General features: G+C 60.4%; 23 protein-coding genes. 11 read left to right on the top strand and 12 right to left on the bottom strand.

Annotated features, from left to right (window positions below; translation table 11 throughout):
• Positions 1–69 precede the first annotated feature (69 nt).
• On the bottom strand, positions 70–1,875 hold the full coding sequence (gene xoxF5, locus A4A58_RS18025; RefSeq protein WP_068734592.1) for a lanthanide-dependent methanol dehydrogenase XoxF5: 1,806 nt from the start codon (positions 1,873–1,875) through the stop codon (positions 70–72).
• Between the two features lie 445 nt (positions 1,876–2,320).
• Here xoxF5 and A4A58_RS18020 point away from each other — a divergent pair, with 445 nt between their 5' ends.
• Together A4A58_RS18020 and pqqA are read left to right on the top strand one after the other, a co-directional pair.
• Positions 2,321–3,298: a helix-turn-helix domain-containing protein gene (locus tag A4A58_RS18020; RefSeq protein WP_068734589.1), complete on the top strand. Its 978-nt coding sequence runs from the start codon at positions 2,321–2,323 to the stop codon at positions 3,296–3,298.
• Positions 3,299–3,418: 120 nt separating this feature from the next.
• Positions 3,419–3,499 (top strand): pyrroloquinoline quinone precursor peptide PqqA, encoded by an 81-nt coding sequence (gene pqqA / locus A4A58_RS29705; protein ID WP_081421972.1) that lies wholly within the window; start codon positions 3,419–3,421, stop codon positions 3,497–3,499.
• 87 nt (positions 3,500–3,586) lie between these two features.
• Here the strand turns inward: pqqA and A4A58_RS18015 are convergent, their stop codons facing one another.
• A complete protein-coding gene (locus tag A4A58_RS18015; RefSeq protein WP_068734587.1) occupies positions 3,587–3,895 on the bottom strand; it encodes an EthD family reductase in 309 nt (102 codons plus the stop codon).
• Positions 3,896–4,069: 174 nt separating this feature from the next.
• Here A4A58_RS18015 and A4A58_RS18010 point away from each other — a divergent pair, with 174 nt between their 5' ends.
• Both A4A58_RS18010 and A4A58_RS18005 read left to right on the top strand, forming a co-directional pair.
• Positions 4,070–4,942: a hypothetical protein gene (locus A4A58_RS18010; RefSeq protein ID WP_068734585.1), complete on the top strand. Its 873-nt coding sequence runs from the start codon at positions 4,070–4,072 to the stop codon at positions 4,940–4,942.
• 79 nt (positions 4,943–5,021) lie between these two features.
• Positions 5,022–5,231, top strand: a complete 210-nt coding sequence (locus A4A58_RS18005; RefSeq protein ID WP_068734580.1) for a hypothetical protein — start codon at positions 5,022–5,024, stop codon at positions 5,229–5,231.
• 3 nt (positions 5,232–5,234) lie between these two features.
• On the opposite strand, the gene A4A58_RS18000 is transcribed toward A4A58_RS18005, so the two are convergent.
• Positions 5,235–5,591 (bottom strand): hypothetical protein, encoded by a 357-nt coding sequence (locus tag A4A58_RS18000; protein ID WP_068734578.1) that lies wholly within the window; start codon positions 5,589–5,591, stop codon positions 5,235–5,237.
• A 103-nt stretch (positions 5,592–5,694) separates the two neighbouring features.
• Here A4A58_RS18000 and A4A58_RS17995 point away from each other — a divergent pair, with 103 nt between their 5' ends.
• Complete coding sequence (locus A4A58_RS17995; protein ID WP_068734576.1) at positions 5,695–6,036, top strand: hypothetical protein; 342 nt, start codon at positions 5,695–5,697, stop codon at positions 6,034–6,036.
• A gap of 32 nt (positions 6,037–6,068) precedes the next feature.
• Here the strand turns inward: A4A58_RS17995 and A4A58_RS17990 are convergent, their stop codons facing one another.
• Complete coding sequence (locus A4A58_RS17990) at positions 6,069–6,899, bottom strand: quinoprotein dehydrogenase-associated SoxYZ-like carrier (protein ID WP_081421936.1); 831 nt, start codon at positions 6,897–6,899, stop codon at positions 6,069–6,071.
• 55 nt (positions 6,900–6,954) lie between these two features.
• Positions 6,955–7,881 (bottom strand): quinoprotein relay system zinc metallohydrolase 2, encoded by a 927-nt coding sequence (locus tag A4A58_RS17985; protein WP_068735327.1) that lies wholly within the window; start codon positions 7,879–7,881, stop codon positions 6,955–6,957.
• Positions 7,882–8,037: 156 nt separating this feature from the next.
• On the opposite strand from A4A58_RS17985, the gene A4A58_RS17980 reads away from it, so the two are divergent.
• The 3 genes from A4A58_RS17980 to A4A58_RS17970 all read left to right on the top strand — a co-directional run bounded on the left by A4A58_RS17980 (position 8,038) and on the right by A4A58_RS17970 (position 10,911).
• Entirely contained in the window at positions 8,038–8,934 is an 897-nt protein-coding gene (locus A4A58_RS17980; RefSeq protein ID WP_081421935.1) for a substrate-binding domain-containing protein, read from the top strand.
• A 2-nt stretch (positions 8,935–8,936) separates the two neighbouring features.
• Positions 8,937–9,491, top strand: coding sequence for a PQQ-dependent catabolism-associated CXXCW motif protein (locus A4A58_RS17975; RefSeq protein ID WP_068734574.1), 555 nt, complete (start codon positions 8,937–8,939; stop codon positions 9,489–9,491).
• Between the two features lie 64 nt (positions 9,492–9,555).
• Positions 9,556–10,911: a serine hydrolase domain-containing protein gene (locus A4A58_RS17970; RefSeq protein WP_068734572.1), complete on the top strand. Its 1,356-nt coding sequence runs from the start codon at positions 9,556–9,558 to the stop codon at positions 10,909–10,911.
• Positions 10,912–10,950: 39 nt separating this feature from the next.
• On the opposite strand, the gene A4A58_RS17965 is transcribed toward A4A58_RS17970, so the two are convergent.
• The 5 genes from A4A58_RS17965 to A4A58_RS17945 are packed head-to-tail and all read right to left on the bottom strand — an operon-like array spanning position 10,951 to position 15,389.
• Entirely contained in the window at positions 10,951–11,559 is a 609-nt protein-coding gene (locus A4A58_RS17965) for a hypothetical protein (RefSeq protein WP_068734570.1), read from the bottom strand.
• Entirely contained in the window at positions 11,556–12,404 is an 849-nt protein-coding gene (locus A4A58_RS17960; RefSeq protein WP_068734568.1) for an ABC transporter permease, read from the bottom strand. Before A4A58_RS17960 ends, A4A58_RS17965 begins: the two co-directional genes overlap by 4 nt.
• Positions 12,401–13,222 carry an ABC transporter ATP-binding protein gene (locus A4A58_RS17955; RefSeq protein ID WP_081421934.1) on the bottom strand — a complete coding sequence of 274 codons (822 nt, stop codon included), beginning with the start codon at positions 13,220–13,222 and terminating at the stop codon, positions 12,401–12,403. The genes A4A58_RS17960 and A4A58_RS17955 overlap by 4 nt, the downstream gene beginning before the upstream one ends.
• Positions 13,219–14,208, bottom strand: coding sequence for a YVTN family beta-propeller repeat protein (locus A4A58_RS17950; RefSeq protein WP_349509578.1), 990 nt, complete (start codon positions 14,206–14,208; stop codon positions 13,219–13,221). The genes A4A58_RS17955 and A4A58_RS17950 overlap by 4 nt, the downstream gene beginning before the upstream one ends.
• On the bottom strand, positions 14,208–15,389 hold the full coding sequence (locus A4A58_RS17945) for an ABC transporter substrate-binding protein (protein ID WP_068734566.1): 1,182 nt from the start codon (positions 15,387–15,389) through the stop codon (positions 14,208–14,210). The genes A4A58_RS17950 and A4A58_RS17945 overlap by 1 nt, the downstream gene beginning before the upstream one ends.
• 130 nt (positions 15,390–15,519) lie before the next feature.
• Here A4A58_RS17945 and A4A58_RS17940 point away from each other — a divergent pair, with 130 nt between their 5' ends.
• Entirely contained in the window at positions 15,520–16,032 is a 513-nt protein-coding gene (locus A4A58_RS17940; RefSeq protein ID WP_433993635.1) for a DUF3280 domain-containing protein, read from the top strand.
• Positions 16,033–16,045: 13 nt separating this feature from the next.
• Here A4A58_RS17940 and fghA read toward each other — a convergent pair whose 3' ends face one another.
• On the bottom strand, positions 16,046–16,891 hold the full coding sequence (gene fghA / locus A4A58_RS17935) for an S-formylglutathione hydrolase (protein WP_068734564.1): 846 nt from the start codon (positions 16,889–16,891) through the stop codon (positions 16,046–16,048).
• 71 nt (positions 16,892–16,962) lie between these two features.
• A complete protein-coding gene (locus A4A58_RS17930) occupies positions 16,963–17,583 on the bottom strand; it encodes a response regulator transcription factor (protein ID WP_068734560.1) in 621 nt (206 codons plus the stop codon).
• A 206-nt stretch (positions 17,584–17,789) separates the two neighbouring features.
• On the opposite strand from A4A58_RS17930, the gene A4A58_RS17925 reads away from it, so the two are divergent.
• On the top strand, positions 17,790–19,211 hold the full coding sequence (locus tag A4A58_RS17925) for a histidine kinase (protein ID WP_081421970.1): 1,422 nt from the start codon (positions 17,790–17,792) through the stop codon (positions 19,209–19,211).
• Positions 19,212–19,317: 106 nt separating this feature from the next.
• Positions 19,318–21,735, top strand: a complete 2,418-nt coding sequence (locus A4A58_RS17920; RefSeq protein WP_068734557.1) for a TonB-dependent receptor — start codon at positions 19,318–19,320, stop codon at positions 21,733–21,735.
• The last annotated feature ends 12 nt before the right edge of the window (positions 21,736–21,747 follow it).

Here is a 21,747-nt window from a genome sequence, read left to right as displayed (position 1 = left end):
CCTCGGCATGCGATTTCAGAAAAGACCGGCGCATGGACGAAGCCATGCGCCGGTGACTGATGCGTCAGTTCACTGTGGGAGTGCAAAGACCGTCAGCGCGCCGCCGAGTGCGGTATAGTTGGTCAGGGCTGCGTAACCACCGACGGCACCGAGACCGGCAGTCGGATCCGTCAGACCCGCTGCGAGACCGATGCCGGCCCAACCGCCGACGCCTGACAGGACGGCGATATACTGCCGGCCATTGTTTTCGTAGGTGGTGACGTTGCCGATGATGCCGGACGGAGTCTTGAACTTGTAGAGTTCCTTACCCGTCTTGGCGTCGACCGCCTTCAGGTAGCCTTCCAGCGTCCCGTAGAACACCACGCCGCCGGCGGTGGCGAGCGCTCCCGACCAGACCGAGAACTGTTCCTTGTTCGACCAGACGATCTTGCCGGTCTTGTTGTCCCAGGCAATGAAGTTGCCCATATGGGTTTCGCCCGGAGGCGGGTACATCGACAGCGTTGCACCCACATAAGGCTGGCCGGCGGTGTAGTTCACCTTGAACGGCTCATAGTCCATGCAGACATGGTTGGTCGGCACATAGAACAGCTGGGTATCCGGCGAATAGGCCGCGGGTTGCTGATCCTTGGTGCCGAGTGCCGCCGGACAGACGCCCTTGGTGTTGACGTCTTCACCTTGCTTCTCGGTCGAGTACTGATCGACCACTTTCGGGCGGCCATAGGTCGGCGACGACTTATTCATGTCGACACCGGTGGTCCAGTTCACCTTCGGATCGTATTTTTCGGCAACCAGCAATTCACCGGTGACACGGTCCATGGTGTAAGCGAGACCGTTACGATCGAAATGCGTCAGCAGCTTACGATTTTGGCCGTTCATCTGCTGATCACTAAGGATCATTTCGTTGACGCCGTCATAGTCCCATTCGTCATGCGGCGTCATCTGATAGACCCACTTGGCCATGCCTGTGTCGGCATCGCGCGCAAAGACGGTCATCGACCACTTGTTGTCGCCCGGCCGTTGCTTCGGATTCCAGGTCGAGGGATTGCCCGAGCCGTAATAGACGAGATTCAGTTCCGGATCGTAGGAGGTCCAGCCCCAGGTGCAGCCGCCGCCGATTTTCCACTGATCGCCCTGCCAAGTCTTCAGGCTGGAATCCTTGCCGACCGGCTTGCCCAGCGCCATGGTCTTTTCCGGATCGACCATGATCTGGTCGTCCGGTCCTTCTGAGAAGGCTCGCCATGCCAGCTTGCCTGTCTTCAGGTCATAGGCGGTCATGTGGCATTGAACGCCGAATTCGCCGCCCGAGATGCCGATCAGGACCTTGTCCTTGACCACGAGCGGGGACGACGTGCCCGTTGCACCCTTGCCAGGGTCGCCGTTCTTGACGGTCCAAACTTCCTTGCCGGTCTTGGCGTCGAGCGCGACCAGCGTGGTATCGGCCTGGTGCAGGAAGATCTTGCCATCGGCATAGGCAACGCCGCGATTGACAGTGTCGCAGCACATCACCGGAATGACGTTCGGATCCTGCTTCGGTTCATACTTCCAGACGATCTTGTTCTCCTGCGACAGGTCCATTGCGTAGACCTTGTTCGGGAACGGCGTATGTACATACATCATGTTGCCGATGATCAGCGGGCCGCCTTCGTGGCCGCGCAGAACACCGGTAGAGAAGGTCCACGCCACCTGCAGCTTGCCGACATTAGCCGCCGTGATCTGGTTCAGCTTCGAATAGCGCGTATTGGCGTAGTCGCCTGCCGGCATCACCCAGTCTTTCGGGTTTGCCGACATCTTGGTCAGTTCATCATTGGCGATGGCAACGCCTGCGGCAGAGGCCGCCATTGTGCCAAGACAGGTCGCAAGCAGCACCTTACGCATCGTGATGTCCTCCCAGACATAATGCCGGGTCTCGTCAAGCGGCCCAGCTTCATTTTGGTATCTATGAGTAGCAAGATCCGCTGCTGCATACTTGCCCAAGAGCGAAGCAGGCTTGCTCGACAGAGAACCTGTGCAAGATAATTTTCTCGTGCGGGAACGAGAGATCTGAACGGGATCTGGAAAGCCAGCGCCTTTCGCACTGCACACGGATCGCCGCACCGCGCCAAGGGTGATGTTTCACTTGACGGGGCTGGTATCGAGTTAGAGGATTAACAAGGAGAATCCAGTTACTCCGACCACGATTCACGAGCTGCGGGCCGTGCCTTTACATATTGTATCGCACATTATTCCATATGCGCTTCGTTCGATATGTGCTTCGTTCTGTAAGTATAGTTTCGTCTCGTGACCAATTGTTGCGTGACGGTCTTTCATCGGTGAACTGTTCATGTCCGATACGCTTAGTTCTCTCAGCACATCCGGATTGACGCCGACGAGGCAGATCCAGGTTTGGTCAGATGCCCTGACCGATCTGTGCGGGCGATTTGACATCGATCCGCTGGAAGCATCCACATTCGATGGGCTGATCAACTGCACATCGGTTTCGCGGCTGAAATTGTGTCAGATCGAGGCGAGTCAACACCGAATTGGCCACGCTGCCCCGCGAATTAGGCAAAGCGACCATCCATACGTGAAGATTGTGTTTCAAACTTATGGCGTCTCGCATTTCGAACAGGACAGTCGTCGGATCGATATCGGGCCCGGGGATTGCCTCGTCTATGACGTGTCGTGTCCACATACCATCGTCAGCCCGGCCTTTACACGCCATGACGTCGTGATCGTGCCCAAGGAGTTGCTACATGAGCGCGGCCTCGGTGCGGGAAATCTGACCGCCTGTAAGCTGTCGGCCCGCGCCGGTACCGGGCGCATTGCGCACGAATTTGTACAGGCCGCCTTCAGCGAAGCCGCCAGACTATCGCCAAACAGTGCCATCGGTGTCGCGGATTCACTGATTGATCTGTTGCTGTTGCCGCTGCGAGAAGTCGACATGACGCTTGATCGTGTCGGGCCGGAAGCCATGTATGTCCGTGCGCAGGGTTTCATTCGGGAACATTTGCGTGACCCCGAGCTCAGCATCGATCAGATTTCGACCGCACTGCATTGCACCAAACGTTATCTGCATATGCTGTTCAGCGACCGAGGGATAACTGTCAGCGACTATATCTGGCAGGCGCGGCTGCAGAATTGCCGGCAGGAACTGGAAGCGCAGAACGGAAAGACGATCACGGACGTCGCGTTTTCCTGGGGCTTCTCAAGTTCCTCGCACTTCAGTCGCGTGTTCCGGAAATATTTTGGCGTGGCTCCATCCGCGATTCACAAAGCGCATCACGGCCATCAGCGCCCCGCTCTCGCCGAGGAAGTGTAGTTTCACTTCGGTTGCACGTGCACATTTCGCGCTGCAACCTGAGGAGTTAAGTTGAAAGACGTCGCCTCACTGCTTATCGTCGGACGGCGCAATCATCGCGCAAACTCTGAGGAGACCAAGATGAGTTGGAAAACTCCGAAGATCGTGGAAGTGCAGGTCGGCATGGAAATCAACATGTACGCCTGCGCGGCCCGTAAGTGACAGATTGATCGTCTTGATCGATCTCTCCCGGCTCGCAGACTACGGTTTGTGAGCCGGGCAGAGGCCGCTGAACGCGCGTTGCCGCTGTCAGGCGTCCTTCGTATCGAAAATCAGGAGATCTACGCCGCCATCCGCAAAATTCGCGAGGTCGCCTGCTGCAGCCTGCCCCTCCGGCGAGGCGAGGCCCAGCTTGAGCGCCGCAACCGTTTCGAAATCCAGCGCGGCGACCAGATGAATGTCGCTGTCTCCCGTCGGCGTTGTGACGGCCCCTGTGCTGACGCCATAGTGTTTCAGCCCCGGAACCTTCTTCGCCAGCGGGATATGTACGGATCGATAATATTTGTCGAAGGCTTCGGGATTCTTCGGTGTTTTGTAGAGGACCAGGAGTCTCGCCATGGACGTATCCTTCCCTGACTATTGGCACTAACGGCGCGCCCCGCGTGCGTATAGCAACCGATCCTGGTGCGATGTTCAAGTCAATCGCAGGACGTCTTCGCGGCTGAGCCAATTTCGGCTAGGCTCGCGCGGTGCATTATCTCTATATACGTCTCTCTTCGATGACAGGATTGGATGCAGGTGCAGCGCGGCGTCAGGATAGTCTACGCGGCGGTTCTTGCATTCTGCATGCTGGCCGTGCCGCGCGCACAGGCCGGTGACATCGATACCGAGCATATTTTCGGATTCATGATCGGCAGCGACATCGGCCGGGTGGGCGAGCGGGAATTCCAGAACGAGACGACCGGGCGGTTCGGGAAATCCAGCGGTCGCTATCGCGCGGGCGAGCAGGAATTCGAACTGGAGTTCGTTCCCGCCAAGGACATTCGCATCGAGATCGGGAGCAGTTTCGCAGCCCATCGGATCGTTGGTGTTCCCGGGCTCGCCGATCAGCGCACGCTCGCCTGGCAGGGGGCATCGCTGGATTTTCGCTACAGATTTCTTGATCGCGAGACGACCCCCGTCGGCATGACGCTCGCGATCGAGACGCAGTTCAACGGGATCGACGAAACGAGCGCAGCGCGGATCAGGAGCTACGGCACAGGGCTGACGCTGGCCTTCGATCGAGAAATCGTCCCTGACGTCGCTGTTGCGGCACTCAATCTGATCTATCAGCCGGAATGGACGCGCTATGTCGATACCGGAACGCGGGAACGCGAGGCGAGCATCGGAGCGGCGCTCGGCGTCATGATGCAGGTGCGCCCCGGCATCCTTCTCGGCGGCGAAGCGCGCTATATGCGCCGATATGAAGGGATCGGCCTTGGCGAACTGGCCGGTCAGGCGCTGTTCGTCGGGCCAACCGCCTATGTCCAGCTTTCGGACCGATCACGGCTGACTGCAAGCTGGAGCACGCAAGTGTGGGGCCGCTCCGAGGTGCCGGGATCGACGCTGGATCTGGTCAATTTCGAACGTCACCAGGCCCGTCTGGTTTACGGGATCAATTTTTAGCCTGGAAATCGCCGAAACTTCGCGCTGACGGGCGCGTATTTCAGATGTTATCGTCCGGTGAACGATCTGGGATGCCGACATGAATATGATCAATCTGGTCCTGACAGTCTGCGCGGTAATGTCGCCGAACACCTGCGAAGAGCGGAACCTGTCGTTCACGGCAGACTTCTCGCTGCATCAATGCGCCATGGCAGCGCCGCCCTACATCGCCCAGTGGATCGGCGAACACCCGAAATGGACCGCGGTGAAGTGGCGCTGCGAATATCCGCATAGCCATGACAAGGCATGATCGTTACTTGTTGCAGTCCTGCAGGTCCTTGTCCGCAATCGAGAATACCGCATCGGCCTTGATCTCGATATTCCTGACCACGCACTGGCGCGCCTCGGAATAGCTGACCTTGGCGTCGTAACTGCCGGGCTCTATCCCCGTGATGCGCAGCCGCTCGTCGTGATCGACTTCCTTATCCTTGTCCGCCAATGTCAGATTGGCGCTCCATTGCTGCTTTCCAGCCGGGGATAGCTGGAACCCGGTCATGGTCGATGTCGTCAGGTTCCAGAGCCGGATGCCCTTGCCGGCTTTGCCCTGGGCATGAGTATGGCCTGCGATGAGCAGCAGTATGACAGCCATCGATAGAGATGCGCGTGACATGTCCTCTCCATATCTGTTCGGCTTATTGAGCCGTTTCGTTTTCTTAGTATAGTTTGCCAGTCGTCTTCGCCAGCTTTGCGAGGCTCTCGTGGGACCCGATCGAATGACAGGATATCTCGTCGCGTTTGCGGCCGTTACCGTTTTGTCGGGGTCGGCAAGGGCGGCGGAGGTCAACGACTATCCAACCTCCGCCCGCGCCGAATATGTGTTTGGCTGCATGAAAGCGAATGGCGAGACCCGACAATCGATCGAACAATGCTCATGCTCGATCGATGTCGTGGCGTCGCTGGTGCCCTATACCCGCTACATCACGGCGGAAACGGCGCTGAGCATGTCGCAGGTGCGCGGCAATCTGAGCGCCCAGTTCCGAACCTCGGAACAGGCCACCAGCGCCATCAATGACGTCAGGCGCGCCCAGGCCGAGGCTGAAGTGCGCTGCTTCTAGCGGTTAGTCTGCCAGTTGCACGATGCGCTGCATTACATGCCGGAACCGTCGACCTTCCACTCATGCCTGAATTGATGCCCATCGGTGTCCTTGGCCTCGGCGCGGAACGTCTTTGCGCCATTTGAGACGTAAGTGAATCGAATATTCGGGTCTTCGGAGATCGAGATGCCGCCCTCCACCGACAGGACCGGGCTGTTGTCCTGCCATAGCTGAAGCCGATCGACATAGAGGGCCGGAATATAGAGTTGCGAGACCTGATCCATCTGCAGGCCGGAATTATTGGGGTGGCCGATCATGACCTGCGCCTCGCGCGTACCGCTTTTTTCCTCGTTTTGCGCTCCAGCAAACTCCCTATAGCGCATCTGGCCCAACCGGCCCTTGGCCTCTTCGGCATTCTTCGCCGCAGGCGCAGAGCAGCCACCGGATGCCTTCACATAGGTTTGCACCACATGGAGTTTGCCGTCACTGGTCTCCGCGACGGCATGGACGTTGGTGTAATTGTTGATTCGAACACGGGTGGAAATCTCCGAGACGTTTGCGTCGGCCCCGAGCTTGAATTTCGCGGCCATGGGCGCCGGGTTCTGGTCGATCACCAGCGTGATCGTCACCACCCGCGGGCGCGCGTCAAATGTCGGCTTGAGGCGCAACGTCACCGGCACGATGGCAGCATCCTCCGCGCGCGTCGGCATCTCGAGTGCGATCAGGTTGCTGCCGTCTTCCATCGGTCGGCTGTCGAAAATATCCTGCACCAGCCCCGGCCATGGATCGTAAGGCTCCGGACCGGCCGCGGACACAGAATGCGGACTGAGTACGGCGCTCAGCAGGATGGCGGCACAGACGCTGCGGATTGCAAATTCCGGCATGGCACGGCCCTCGCAAGGGAAGAAGCGACGCGCTTGATACTAACCCAACCGGCGGTCATTCCCATTCAAATTGTGAGTATGCTGCAGTTGCGTTGCGGACGTTATAGTCGTCAAAAAGCTCCCATTTGCCGCGTTCGGCTTCTGCCGCGTGTTTCGTGGCTACCGCGATCGGTTTGCCATCGATGACGTCCTTCCGGATACCGGACGCGAGTGTTTCGAGATACCGGCGTTCAGCGGCGAGGGCTTGCGGCCAAATGCTCACTGGACCATGGCCGGGAACGACGCGTTCGGCCGGCAGCGCTGCGAGATCGTCCAGCAGCTTGAGCCACGCCTGGATGCTGCCATCGAGCACCGGAATATGGCGGAGAAAGACCAGATCTCCAGCGAACAACGTCTTCGTCACCGCGTCGAATACCGTGACATCACTATCGCTATGGGCGGTAGGCCACGCCTTCACGACAAGTGTGCGCCCGCCAAGATCGAGGACGAGTTCTCCATCGACGAGCCGGGTTGGCGGTACGATACGGACGTCATCGATCAGTGCGTCGCCCATGCTGCGCCTGAATGCGTCGAGATAATACTGCCCGCGTACGGCCAATGCCTGCGGCAGCCTCATATGGCCGACGAACTCGGTTCCGTCAGCGACGAAGGCGGCGTTGCCGAACATATGATCGGGGTGACCATGGGTGTTGATGACGTAACGAATGGGCTTGTCTGTATGCGCGCGAATGGAAGCCAGCAATTGTCGCCCTTCCCGCACGCTGCCCCCGGTGTCGATCACGGCAACCGCCCGATCGCCGATCACGAAGCCGATATTGGCGATGGCGCCGTCATTGTCCGACGACATCAAGGCGATGCGCCCCTGATGCATGAAGACGCCCGGCGCGATTTCACTGATCGCCAAAGTCTGTTGTTGCGCGCGAGCAGATGCGAGCATTGCCAGCATGATGAGCGCTACATGCATCGCAAAGCGAGATGTCATTTGCATCTCCATATCACTCCGGGGCAAGCAGCGATTCTGCAATCACCCGGAAAGTGCGGCGCAACATCGGAAGCGCCCCATTGCATCTTGCACGCTTAAAACGAGAGGCCTAGGTTTTTGTCGTGTCACCCATCAAATGTGAACGGCAGGTAGCGCATGCAGCACCGAGCGGAACGATCCGGAACACGTCGCGCGCTACTCACGTCGCTCTTTGCGAGTGCGCTGTTGCTTGAGGGCATATGCACCGCGCTTGGCCAGACTGCTGCGACCGACGATCTCTCGATCGAGCTGGTCGATCCGCAGTCGCTGCGTGTTTGCGCCGATCCGCGTAACATGCCGTTCTCGAATGAGAAGGGCGAGGGGTTGGAGAACAAGCTCGCCGAGCTGTTCGCAGCCAAACTGCAGAAGAAGCTCGATTACGTCTATTTCCCGCAGGCGACGGGCTTCGTTCGCATGACTCTCGGCGCGCATCGTTGCGATGTCATCATGGGCTTCCCGCAGGGCGACGACCTCGTCCAGGGCACCAATCCGTATTACCGGACGGCCTATGCCCTGGTGTCGAAGACCGGCGCCGGTCTCGATGACGTCACGACGCTGGATGACGCCAGGTTGAAGAGCAAGCATATCGGCATCGTGGCAGGGACGCCGCCGGCCACCAATATGGCGGTCAACGGCCTGATGGTGAATGCGAAGCCCTATCCGTTGGTGATCGATACCCGCATTGATTCATCGGCACTGGCCATGATCAAGGACCTCACATCCGGCGATATCGACGCTGCGATTCTGTGGGGGCCCATGGCGGGCTTCTACGCCAAGAACGCTAATCCTCCGCTTCATGTCACGCCGCTGGTCAAGGAAACCACGGGCCCCCGCCTCGTCTATCGCATCGGCATGGGCGTGCGCTCCGCGGATCAGAATTGGAAGCGGCAGCTCAACCGGCTGATTCAGGAAAACCAGCCGGCCATCAACAAGGTCCTGCTCGATTTCGGCGTTCCCATTCTCGATGAGAACAATCGTCCGATCGGGCCGGAGGCGGCAGCCAAGTCGCCGTGACCATGCGTTACGCCATCCTTCTCACGATGGCATTAGTGATGGTCACGACGGCCCGGGCCCAGGATATCGTCCCCGAGTCCGATGACTATCGCACCGACAACTATCGCGCGCCGGTGCCGGCAACGCTGAAAGGCGGACGCGTCATCACGACGAAAGACGCGGAGGCGATCTGGCGCGACAAACGTGGCACTTTCATTGATGTCATGCCGCGTCCGCCGAAGCCGGCCAATCTGCCGCCGGAAACAGTCTGGCGCGACAAGCCGCGGCACAACATTCCAGGCAGCCTGTGGCTGCCCGACACCGGCTACGGTAGGCTGGCCGCCGAGACCGAGGCCTATCTGCAGGAGGGTCTCGCGCGCGCATCGGCCGGCAACCGTGCTGCGCTTCTGGTGATTTATTGTCAGGCTAATTGCTGGATGTCCTGGAATGCCGCAAAGCGTGCGCTGTCCTACGGCTACAGCAACATCGTTTGGTATCCGGAAGGCAGCGATGGTTGGGAGCTGGAGGATCTACCGCTGGCGGATGCGCAACCTGAACCGCGGCCGCCGGCGAATTAGGCCGTGCTCAGAACCATCTTCCGCGCCATGGTAAAAAGAATCCCCTTGGCTGAGATAGGCAATCATGCATTGGGCGCTCAGGCTTTTCGGTTTCGTCGTCGGTGTTTTGGCCTTGGCGATACTGGGGCTCGGCGGTTGGATCGTCATCGCCCATCAAGACGAACTACAGCTCGCCTCCGCTGCTGCGGCGAAGACCATCTGCTCGAACGTATTCATGGCCAAACGCGAAGCGGATGCGATCTTGCGCACCGACCTGCTGGCCCTCGGACATCCGATCTTCCGCCTCATGAAAATCGACGTCAGCGCCATCGACCACAGCGTCGACTCCAGTCTTTTCGGTCTTTTCGCCAAACGTCACGCCCAATATGTCGAGGGACGGGGCTGCACCAACGTCTCGAATGGCGAATCTTGGGACCATCCTGCCGCGCTGCAACCCTCACCTACGACAGAGGCCAACGCGCTTTGGCCGGCCGGCGAGAAGGCGCAATTATCCGACAATGCACGTTTGCAGGCGGCGCTGAACGATCCGGTTCTGCAGGGACCGGGCATGCGCGCCATCGTTGTCGTTCACGACGGGCGCATCGTCGCCGAAACCTATGGCCAGGGCTTCACCGCGTCGACGCCCTTGCTGGGTTGGTCGATGACCAAGAGCGTCACGGCCGCTCTGGTTGGCATGGCCATCAAGGACGGCACACTTTCGCTCGATCAGAAGAAGTTGTTTCTGCAATGGGCAGGGGACTTGCGTGCGGAGATCTCGGTCGCTGATCTGATGGCCATGTCCGGCGGATTGGAATGGAACGAAGACCGAGGAATTGTCACCGACCCGGGGCGCATGGAGTATCTCGTGCGGGATGCGGCGGCTTTCGCGAGGGATCGAAGGCTCGTCGCCTCACCGGGAACCAAATTCCACTATTCGTCCGGCGAGTCCGTCCTGCTGACGCGACTGTGGCAGAACGCGATTGGCGAGGGGGCTCTGTCTTATCCGCGCGAGCGGCTGTTCAACCCTTTGGGCATGAATAGCGCCGTTATCGAAGCCGATGAGGCCGGCACGTTTCTCGGCGAAGGCTTCCTCTACGCCAACGCGCACGATTGGGCGCGCTTCGGCGAGTTTTTGCGATTGGGCGGGAAATGGAACGGCCAACAGCTTTTGCCGGCGGGCTTTGTCGACTATATGCGCTCACCTGTGCCAGCGTCCGATGAGGGCCAAGGCCCCGTCTATGGTCGTGGACAGCTTTGGTTGGCCCGGGGCCAAGGATTCGATCTCCCCGCCGACACGTTTATGTTGCAGGGTCACCTCCGTCAGGTGATCGCGATCATTCCCTCGCGCAAATTGGTGATCTTGCGCATGGGATTAACGCGCGAAGATATTGGCTATAGCAACGCGAAGCTGCTGCACGCCATCGTCGCCGCAGGCTTTTGAAGCTTGCTGGACATATGAGCACACGCCCTGCACGCGATATTATTCCATCTCCTGCTGGATGGTGCGGCTGAGCGCGAACAGACGCTGGTCGATCAGCGTCGGCACCTCGCAGACGAAGGTGACGACGCGGCGCCGGTCGTCGAAGATGCGGGCTTCCCATAGCAGCTTGTTATTGAGTTCGTCGATCTTCGCCTGATCGGGTGGCGACGCGTTCTGCAGTGTCTGCAGCATGGCCGTGTCGGCGCGGACCCGATCGGCCGCTTCGCGCTGCTTGCGCGTGACGCGTTCGAGACCGGCCAGCACCGTCGCGCGCTGCGCGTTCAAGCTGTCGAACAGCCCGGCGAAGATCAGTTTTCCTGCCCTGGCCTTGTCCGGCGATTGCGAGAGAAAGTCCGTGATCGCCTTCTGTGCTTCCTCAACAGGTACGCGCCGTGTCGCCAGACGTTCTACAAGCGCGCTGACCTGGGCGTCGTCCTTCCAGGCGCTGGAGACATCGTCGATCGACGGTCCGGCCCAGACGGCAGCCAGGGAGATTTCCGGCACCTTGGCCTGAATGCACGGCCAGTCGGGATAACGCGGATCGGCGGCCTGCGCAGTGCCCGACCAGATCAACAAGAGTGCTGTGATGATGCCGATCGATCCGTTCATGTCTCACCCCCGGCTGGTGCCCGGCGGGCGAAGCCGCGGCCGGGATCGTAAGCAATGATTGCACCGATCGTGAAGACGGCGGTACAGCCTGCGACAACGGCAAGGGAGACCCAATTGACCTTGTCATAGAGCGCGAAGCGGATCAGTTCGACCGCATGGGTGAAGGGATTGAACAGGCAGAGATAATAGAGCATCGGGCTGCCCTCCTGCACGCGCCACAAAGGATAGAGCGCGGACGACGCAAAGAACATCGGGAAGATCACGAAGTTCATGACCCCCGCAAAATTCTCCAGTTGCTTGATGCGCGACGAGATCAGCATGCCCAGCGATCCCAGCATCAATCCGGACAGGATCAGTGCCGGCAGAACAGTGAGATAGCCAATGAGCGGCGGAGCGATGTCCCAGAACCACGCGATCAGGAGAAACGCATAGACCTGCAGCAGGGAGACGACGGTCCCGGCCAGCAATTTGCATATCAACAGGAACCAGCGCGGCAGCGGGCTGACCAGAAGCGTCCGCATATTCCCCATCTCGCGGTCATAGACCATCGACAACGAGGACTGCATGCCATTGAACAGTTGGATCATCGCGATCAGACCGGGCGCGATATAGACCTCATAGAGAATATAGGTCTCGTAAGGCGGGATGATCGAGATACCCAGCACCTGCCGAAAGCCGGCGGCGAAAATAAACAGCCAGACCAGCGGACGCACCAGCGCCGAAACGAAACGTTCGCGCTGATGCAGGAAGCGCAACGCCTCCCGCCACAGGATGCCGTTGAGGCAGGTGACATAGTTGCCGAAACCCAGCTTGCGATGTTCATCCGTGAGGAATGTCGTACTCACGATGACCTCCCGCGCCGGTCGGCCGCCTCGGTCATGCCCCGGAAAGCCATGTCGAAATTGGGCGCGCCGGTTTCTTTCAGAATCTGCGTCACGGAACCGCGTGCAAGCACATGGCCGTGATGCAACACGACGAGATCGTCGCTGGCGGTGATCTCGTCAAACAGATGTGTTGCCCACAGCACGCCGATGCCTTGTTCCGCGACCAGCATTCGAACATGCGCAAGAATATCGGCGCGCGCCTGCACATCGAGGCCAACGGTCGCTTCATCCAGCAACAGCAGCCGCGGCCGGTGCAGCAGTGCGCGGGCGATCTCGAGACGTCGCATCTGTCCGCCGGAGAGATCGCGCACCCGGCTGTTCACCCGGTCGGCAAGACCGATGCGTGCAATCACCTCTTCGCCGCGCAGCCGGGCCTCGCGCCGCGCGATGCCCTGCAGCGCGGCATGATAGAGCAGGTTCTGCATGACAGACAGATCGAGATCGAGCGTACGTGGCTGAAACACCACGCCAAGCAGCCGCAAGGCATCGCTCGGCGCATCGCTGATGTCGTGGCCGAATACGCTGATCCGTCCGGTTTGAATGCCGAACAGCCGGGTGATCAGCGCAATCAGCGTACTCTTGCCCGCGCCATTGAGGCCGAGCAGAGCCGTGAAACTCGCCGGCGCGACATTGAAGGAGACGTCCGAGAGCGCCTGCCGACGACCATAGCAATGGCTGATGCCTGCGACCGACAGAGCGGGTGTGATCGCCGGCGCGTCAATTGGCTCCGGCGCGTCGTGCGCGAGCTGTTCAGGGCGCGATGTGTCGATTGTGGTCATGGCCGTGCCATCGCGACGCCCCAGGGCAATTCGCCGACCTGAATGGTCTTGATGACTTTCTGCGCCGCGACGTCGATGACCGAGACATCGTTGGAGACGCCGTTGGTGACCAGCAGATATTTCTCGTCGGGAGTAAACGCCATGTGCCAGACCCGCTGGCCCACCAGAAGATACTTGATCACTTTATGGGTCGCCGCATCGACGATCGCGATCCGGTTGGCGGGGCCGAGCGCGATGAAGGCGGTTTTGGCATCCCGGGTCATGCCGATGCCGACCGGCTGAATGGCTTCGCGCCGCAGACCGGGAATATTGAACTCGATCTTGTCGGTCACGACCCGCTTGGCGGGATCGATTACGGACACGGTGCCGCCGATCTCGGACGACACCCACAGTTCCGAACCGTCGCGCTTGAATTCGGCGAAGCGCGGGCGCGCGTCGACCAGGACATTGGCCACGATCTCGCGCGTCGCGGTGTCGATGAAATGCGCCATATTGGTAGTTTCGGACGTGTTGATCAGGATCTTACCATCGGGGCTGATCGCCATGCCTTCGGGCTCGACACCGACCTGCACGTCGCCAATGCGCACGCGTTTTTCGAGATCGATCACGGTCACCGTGTTGTCGTTCTCATTGGCGACATAGAGAATCTTGCCGGCGGCATCCTGGGTGAAAAGCTCGGGGTCGGGACCGGATGGCAGCGAGTCGACCACCTTCTGACTGGCAACGTCGATGATCTGAATGGTGTCGTCGTCGCCGACCGCGACAAGTACCGATTTGCCATCGCGCGTCAGTTCGATACCGCGCGGACGCTGACCGACCTTGATGGTCGCGGTGACGGTCCAGCTATCAGTGTCGATCACCGAAACCGTGTTGCTCTTCTCGTTCGACACATAAGCGAGAAAGGCCGATGCAGGCGCTGCTGTTACAAGCCACGTCGCCGCTCCACACAGCCAGACACGACACAGCATCTTCGATCTGTTCATCATCATTGCAGCCTGCATTTGCTTTCCGGACGATCTATACCGAGCGTGTCGAGCTCCGAGACCTGATGCAGGAAGCCGTCCTGCGGCGAGACCGAAACCACCATGCGCCCGTCGACCAGCAGGATCGGCTGGCGTAGCTGCAGGTTCCAGTCGCGGATCGTGAGCCGCTGACCCTTGAAGCCCGCGATGGAGAAATCGGGCGACTTCAGAAACGCCAGAATGGCTTTGCCATCGCCCGAATTCGTGCGGGACGCGGCTTCGCCGATCATGCGGGTCGCGAGCCAGGCCTGCATGTCGCGGGCTGTCATGCGGCGCGCATTCAGTTTGGTGAAGCGGTTCTGGATCTGCACGGCGCCCCATTGATCCTGTGCAGCATGCCAACTGGTCGGCACCAGACCCGCCGATCCCGCGACCGGCCGCGGATCCCAGGTGCGATACGGCAAATAGGAGGCGAAGACCTCGCTCTCGTCGGCGGCGATCATGACATCATAGGCCGGAGCCTGTTGTGTGAAGACCGGGATCTGGCGCTGGATCAGTGTGACGCCGCTATCGGTACGCCGTGCGCCGCCAGTATCCTCGAAGACACGTTCCTGCACGATCTTTGCGCCGAACCGGGCGGCGGCCCGGCGATAGGCGTCGGCTTCAAGCCGATCGTCGTCATGCGAGCCGACCACGAGCAGCCAGCGTTTCCACTGCTTCCACACCAGATACTGCGCCAGTGCATCCGCCAGCATCGATCGCGTCGGCGCAATATGGATCACATTGGCACGGCAGTCGGCTTCGCGCAGCCGATCGTCCGCGGCCCCCACATTGAACAGGATGCCGCCGCGATCACGCACCGCGTCGGCCGCCTGCAGCAATGCATCGGGTGGCAGGTCGGCAATGATGAAGGTATTGCGGCCAGCGAGATTGCGCGCGGCTCCGGCGACATCGTCGCCCCCCTTCACACGGACCTCTTCCAGCCCGAACTGCTGCTTCAGGAACCTGCCCGTGGTGTTGTTGTCCTCGATGGCGAGCCGCGCGCCGGCGATGCCATCGTTCTCGGACGGTAATTCGACCAGCGAAAGAGTTGCCTTGATGCCGGCCTGACCGAGATAACCGATGCTAATCATCAGCGGTTCGGCCGCCAGCGCAGACGACGTCACGGCGCAGAGACTGATCGCGCCGATCAACCACCGTATCATGTTCCCTCCGGCTACTCCTTCCCGGCTTGGCGCCGGTGAAGGGTCTCGTGCTTGAAACATGAACCAATTATCGTAGCTTGCAACCTCGGATTCTGCCGACGCGTTGCATTTTAATGATGCGAGGTCCGCGATGAGAGCCCTATCGATCACCGTGCTGTTACTGATGATGACAGCGACGGCTCAGGCCGCAGCGCCCAAAGTGGCGGTGTTCAATTTCGAATGGGTGGATACGAGCCTCGAAGGCGAGGTGAAGGGACGCCGCAGCGACGAGCAGGCAAGACTGCTCCATGCTGCCGACCAGCTTCGCGAGGAGATGAAGCAGTCCGGCCGTTTCGAGCTGCTGGACATGTCATCCCTCAATGTTGCGGCGCAAGGCCGGAACTTGCAGGCATGCGGCGGCTGTGACGTACAGCTCGCGCAGCAGATCGGTGCCGACCTCGTCATTACGGGGCTCGTACAGAAGGTCTCGAACCTGATCCTCAATATGAACATCACCCTGCGAAATGTTCACACCGGGCGGCTGGTCGCCACAATGAGCGCTGACCTGCGCGGCAATACCGATGAAAGCTGGTCGCGCGCGACGAGCTATCTGGTGCGCAACCGCCTGCTCGCACCGAATTACGGTGCCCCGCAGCCGCAGTAGTGCGAGCCGCAACTCACCCTTTGAGCCGCGCCGCGTGCCAGCGCAGATGATCGGCCATGAAGGTCGAGATGAAATAGTAGCTGTGATCGTAGCCGGGCTGGTGGCGTAGCGTCAGCGGAATGCCGGCCTTTGTACAAGCGCTCTGCAGCAGTTCAGGCCGCAATTGTTCGGCCAGAAAATTGTCGGCGTCGCCCTGATCAACCAGTAATTCGGGGAATCGCGCGCCGTCCTCGATCAGGGCAACCGCATCGTGCTTTCGCCACGCCGCTTTGTCGTCGCCGAGATAGCCGCGCAGCGCCTTGATCCCCCACGGCACCTGCGACGGCGCCACGATCGGAGCGAAAGCGCTGGCCGCGCGGTAGCGATCGGGATGACGCAGCGCAATGGTCAGCGCGCCATGCCCGCCCATGGAATGGCCGAGAATCGACTGACGATTGCTATCGATCGGGAATTGATCGGCCACGAGCTGCGGCAGCTCCTCGGTCACATAACTCCACATGCGATAGTTGCGCGCATACGGCTCCTGGGTGGCATCGACATAAAAGCCGGCGCCCAGCCCGAAGTCATAGGCATTGTTGGCGTCACCGGGAACATCGGCGCCGCGCGGGCTGGTGTCCGGCGCAATGAAGATCAGCCCCAATTCGGCACATGCGGCGCGAAAGTCGCCTTTTTCGGTGACATTGGCGTGGGTGCAGGTGAGGCCCGAGAGATACCAGACCACGGGCAGCCTGACGCCGTCCTGATGCGGCGGCACATAGACCGAGAACGTCATGTCAGTTCCGGTCGCGCGACTGGCGTGTTTGTAGACACCCTGTGTGCCGCCATATGATCGGTTGAGCGAAACTGTCTGCATGGTCATGACTTTACAGGTTGGGTGCGGCAGCGATGCGACATCGCCGAAACGGGTGATGTCTGGTCAGGGACGCCCGGTCAGGCGATGCCACGCTCGATGGCGAAGCGCACCAGTTCGACCGAGCTGCGGACGCCGAGCTTTTGCCGCATGAGTGACGATGTATTGGCGACCGTCTTGTAGGAGGCGTGAACCATCCATGCAATCTCGGCGAGGCTCTTGCCGGCACCGAGCAGTCGCAGGATCTCCATCTCGCGCGAATTCAGCTTCGACAGCGGGCTTTGCGTCAGCGCAGGACCGGCAAAAGCGAGGCTTCGCGCCATTGCCGGTGGGAGATACACGCCGCCGCGCGCAACCTCATAGACTGCCTCCAGGAGATCGTGTGGGTCGCCGGTCTTGGAGACATAGCCCTTGGCGCCACTCTCGATCGCACGGGCCGCGAAGATCGGGTCGTCATTCATGCTGAACATGATGATGCGCATCGTGTCGTCGCGCAGCAGGATGCGCCGCGCCAGTTCGTATCCGGAAACCGTCGGCAGATTGATGTCGATGATGCAGATATCGGGATCTCCGGTCAGGAAAACCTGCTCCCCACTGGCTGCATCGGACGCTTCCAGCAGTTCGATCTCCGGATCGTCCGCGAACACAGCGCGGCAGCCCGATGTGACGATGGGGTGATCATCGACGATCAGAACACGCATGGGTTAACCCCGTAAACTCTGTCGGCAAGAAACTCTGTCAGCAGGTCTCGACCTGCTCCTCGATTGCTGCGCTGCATCAGCCCCGCGCCTTTGGAGTGACATGATTGACAATCGAAGGTCGCCTCGATCCGATATGATCGCCGTCGAATTTCGCTGTCAAGTTCATAGTCGCGGCATGCAGGCGAGATGCGAGTGAAAGCATGGTCATGTGGCAGAATCTTTCGCTGCGCGCGCGGATCAATCTCCTGGTAGCGCTCGTGCTCGCTCTTGGCCTGGTCGCCAATGTCGCGCGGCTCGCGCTGGAAGCTGGCCCGCGCGTCCAGGCCGAAGACCAGAGCGTTATCCGGCTGACACGCGAAGTCATCGAAAGTATCGGAACCGGCCTGAGCGAAGCGCAGGATCCGAATGCGCGGCTTGATAAAATTGTCGCCGATCTGAATCGATTGCGACATGTCAGTATTGTCAGGCAAAGCGATGGGAACATGCCGTCCCCGAAGAGTGACGGTCAGGATCGAGGCGAAGGTGCAGGTTCTCCACCATCGTGGTTCGTGTCATTGATCCATCCCGAGAGGATATCGGAGTCGGTGTCGGTGACGATTGGCGGGAAACAGCTGACGCTGCTGATCACCTCGCATCCCGATGACGAGATGCGGGAGATATGGGATGGCATCGTCACCCAGCTGACACTCAGTCTGATCGTTGCAATGGTGCTGTTCGTCGTCACGAGCCTGGTCGTCAGGCGGGCGCTGGCGCCGCTCGATGCATTGTCGCAGGCCATGGTCGATATCGAAGCGGGGAACTATCAGGCACGCGTCGCCCCGACGGGAGCACCGGAACTCGCCGCCCTCTGCATTCGGCTCAATCATCTCGCTGCGACATTGGGCGATGTGCTCGAGGACCGGCGGCGTCTGGCCCAACGGGCCGTCTCGCTGCAGGATATCGAGCGCAAGGATATCGCACGCGAACTGCATGATGAGTTCGGGCCGTATCTGTTCGCCCTGCGCGCTCATGCAGGCGCGGTGATGCGTCTCGCCGATCACGATCCGTCGGGCACAGGTGCCTTGTCGAAGCATGGCACTGCCATTCTGGCGCAGGTCGATGTCCTGCAGCAGTTCAATCGCCGCATTCTTGAGCGATTGCGACCGGTCGGGCTGACGGATCTCGGCTTGTCCGGTGCCGTTGCGGTCTTGCTGCGTCTCTGGCGCGAATCCCATCCCGAGGTCATGATCGAGAGCCTGATATCGCCGACGCTTGCTCCCCTTGGTGAGGTCGCCGAGCTCACCGCCTATCGTGTCGTTCAGGAGGCACTCACCAATGTGTTCCGCCACGCGCAAGCCTCTGCCGTGAGCGTGGTGATCGAACCGGTGATGGGAACGGCGACGAAGCCTGAATATGACAATGTACTGGTCCGCGTGCGTGACAATGGCCGCGGCCTCGATCCTGATCGCAATGGCGGCTTTGGTCTGGTCGGCATGAGAGAGCGGGTCTGGGCCCTGGGCGGGACGCTCACGGTCAGATCTGATGTGGACGGTGTGACTGTCGAGGCCATCATTCCCGTGACGGAGCCGCTGCCAAATGCGCCTGTTACGCGCGATCGGGAATTTGTCCCGACTTTATCGGGAAAATAACTGAGACGGATTTCGACATTTGCAGATAGCGCAGCCTCTCATACTCGCTAGTATCACGCTACCGAACGGTGCCATCAGAGCGCCGACGCGGAATGGGGTGAAACAGATGCGCGTAAGAGTGCTGGTCGTAGCTTCGCTGTCGACGGGTCTTCTACCGGTTTCCGAAACGGTTTTTGCACAAAGTCCGCCTGGAGAGCCGCAGGTGCTGCCTCCGGTGGTGGTGTCCGCCCCTGCCACCGCCAGCAAACGCGGCCCCCGGCGTCAGGCCACCCAGCGGGTCGCCGAGCGGCCGCGTACGGTCTACGTCTATCCGACCACGCCGACGTCGCGTTCCGGCATCGACGTCGACAAGGTCACGGCGAGTATCAATTATGTCGATGCCCGCGCGATCGAACGTGCCAATTCCCTGAACGTCACTGATGCGCTGCAGCAGCAAGTGCCCGGCATTCTGATCAACGAAGTCGCGGGCAATCCCTTCCAGCCCGATCTGCAATTTCGCGGCTTCGTGGCGTCGCCGGTGGCTGGTACGCCGCAGGGGCTCGCGGTCTATCAGAATGGCGTGCGTATCAACGAGGCATTCGGCGACACCGTCAATTGGGACCTGATCCCGACCGCGGCGATCCGCTCGGTCAGCGTGGTCACCAATAATCCCGCTTTCGGCCTCAACGCGCTGGGCGGCGCGGTCAACATCCAGATGAAGGACGGTTTCAACTATCAGGGAGCCGAGCTCAGCACGATGGGCGGCTCGTTCGGCCGCATCCAGGGGTCGGCGCAATGGGGCAAGCAGGTCGAGGGCTTCGCCGTCTATGGCGCGCTCGAAGGCCTGCATGACAAGGGCTTCCGCAACTTCGCGACATCGGACGTCCGACGCTTCTATGGCGATGTTGGCTATCGCAGCGATAGCAGCGAGCTTCACCTCAATATGGGCGTCGCCAACAACAAGTTTGGCGCCTCGGCGACCGTTCCGGTCGAACTGCTGCAGCAGAATTATGGCGCCACCTATACGACGCCGCAAACCTCGAATAACCGGGTCGGCTATCTCAATTTCACTGGAAAGGTCGAGGCGACGCCGACCTGGACGGTGGAGGCGGCGGCGCATCTGAGATTCTTCCGGAACAAGACCCAGGATGGCAATCCGACCGGCACCCAGCCCTGCGAAGATCCGACCCTCTTGTGCTTCGGCAATGACGACACGCCGGCCAACGGCCTCAACGGCGCGCAAATTGCCAATCCCTTCGCGCCCGGCGCCGTTCTTGGCGAGAATGATCGTACCTCGACGCGCTCGACCACGGTGGGCGGCTCCCTGCAGGCGACCAATACCGATCAGCTGTTCGGCCATAACAACCGCTTTGTCGTGGGCGCCAGCTATTCGTCCAGCGCCAGTCACTTCACGGCCAGCGCCGAACTCGGCACGATCGGCCCGGATTACGTCGTCACCGGCAGCGGGATTTCCCTCGGTCAGTCCGGCGATCCGATCGCGATCGGCCCGGTGTCGTTGCGTACCACCAATCGCTATGGCGGCATTTACGCGCTCGATACGTTCGATGTGACCAATGCATTTTCGATCACCGGCGGCGGTCGCTTCAACACGGCGCAGATCGTGCTCGAGGATCAGATCGGCACCGCGCTCAACGGTGACCACACTTTCAACCGTTTCAATCCGATCATCGGCGGTACCTACAAGATCACGCCCGAACTGACCGCCTATGCCGGCTATTCGGAAGCAAACCGCGCGCCGACCCCGCTGGAACTCGGCTGTGCCGACCCCGCCAATCCCTGCATCGTCGGTGCCTTCCTGATTTCCGACCCGCCGCTCAAGCAGGTGGTTTCGCATACGATAGAAGCTGGCCTGCGTGGCACCAAAGAGCTGAATGTCGGCACGCTGGGCTGGAAGCTCGGCGCCTTCCGCGCCACCAACACCGATGACATTCTCGCGATCCCGAGCCCGGTGCTGCAAGGCTACGGCTATTTCCAGAACGTCGGCTCGACGCGCCGGCAGGGCATCGAGGCAGAAATCACACTGCGCGCGCCGACCCTGCAGCTCTACGCCAGCTATGCCTTCGTCGATGCGCGCTTCCTCGATCCGCTCGCGATCGGATCGAACAGCCCGTTCAAGGATGACGACGGCAACGTCCAGATCCTGCCTGGCAACCAGATCCCGGCGATCCCGCGTCACCGCGTCAAGGCCGGGTTCGATTATGCGCTGACTGATGCCTTCAAGGTCGGGGCTGATGCGCTGTTCGTCAGCAGCCAGTATTTCGTCGGCGACGATTCCAACCAGGCGCCGAAACTTGAAGCCTATACCGTGTTCAATGCCCACGCGTCGTATCAGATCGACAAATCCGTGCAGGTCTTCGCCCGCGTCGACAACATCCTCGACCGACGCTATTCGACATACGGGACGTTCTTCGAGACCGACTCGGTGCCGAATTTTGCCAATGGCGGCGCTCAGTTCACAGACGCACGTTCGGTCAGCCCGGCGCGGCCGCGTGCCTTCTATGCGGGTGTGAAAGTCAGGTTCTGACGGGTGTGGGCG

Source organism: Tardiphaga robiniae (assembly GCF_001618955.1).
In the GTDB taxonomy this organism is placed as follows: domain Bacteria; phylum Pseudomonadota; class Alphaproteobacteria; order Rhizobiales; family Xanthobacteraceae; genus Tardiphaga; species Tardiphaga robiniae_A.
Note: the sequence above shows the minus strand (reverse complement) of the source record. Positions and strands in the feature narration are given on the sequence as shown.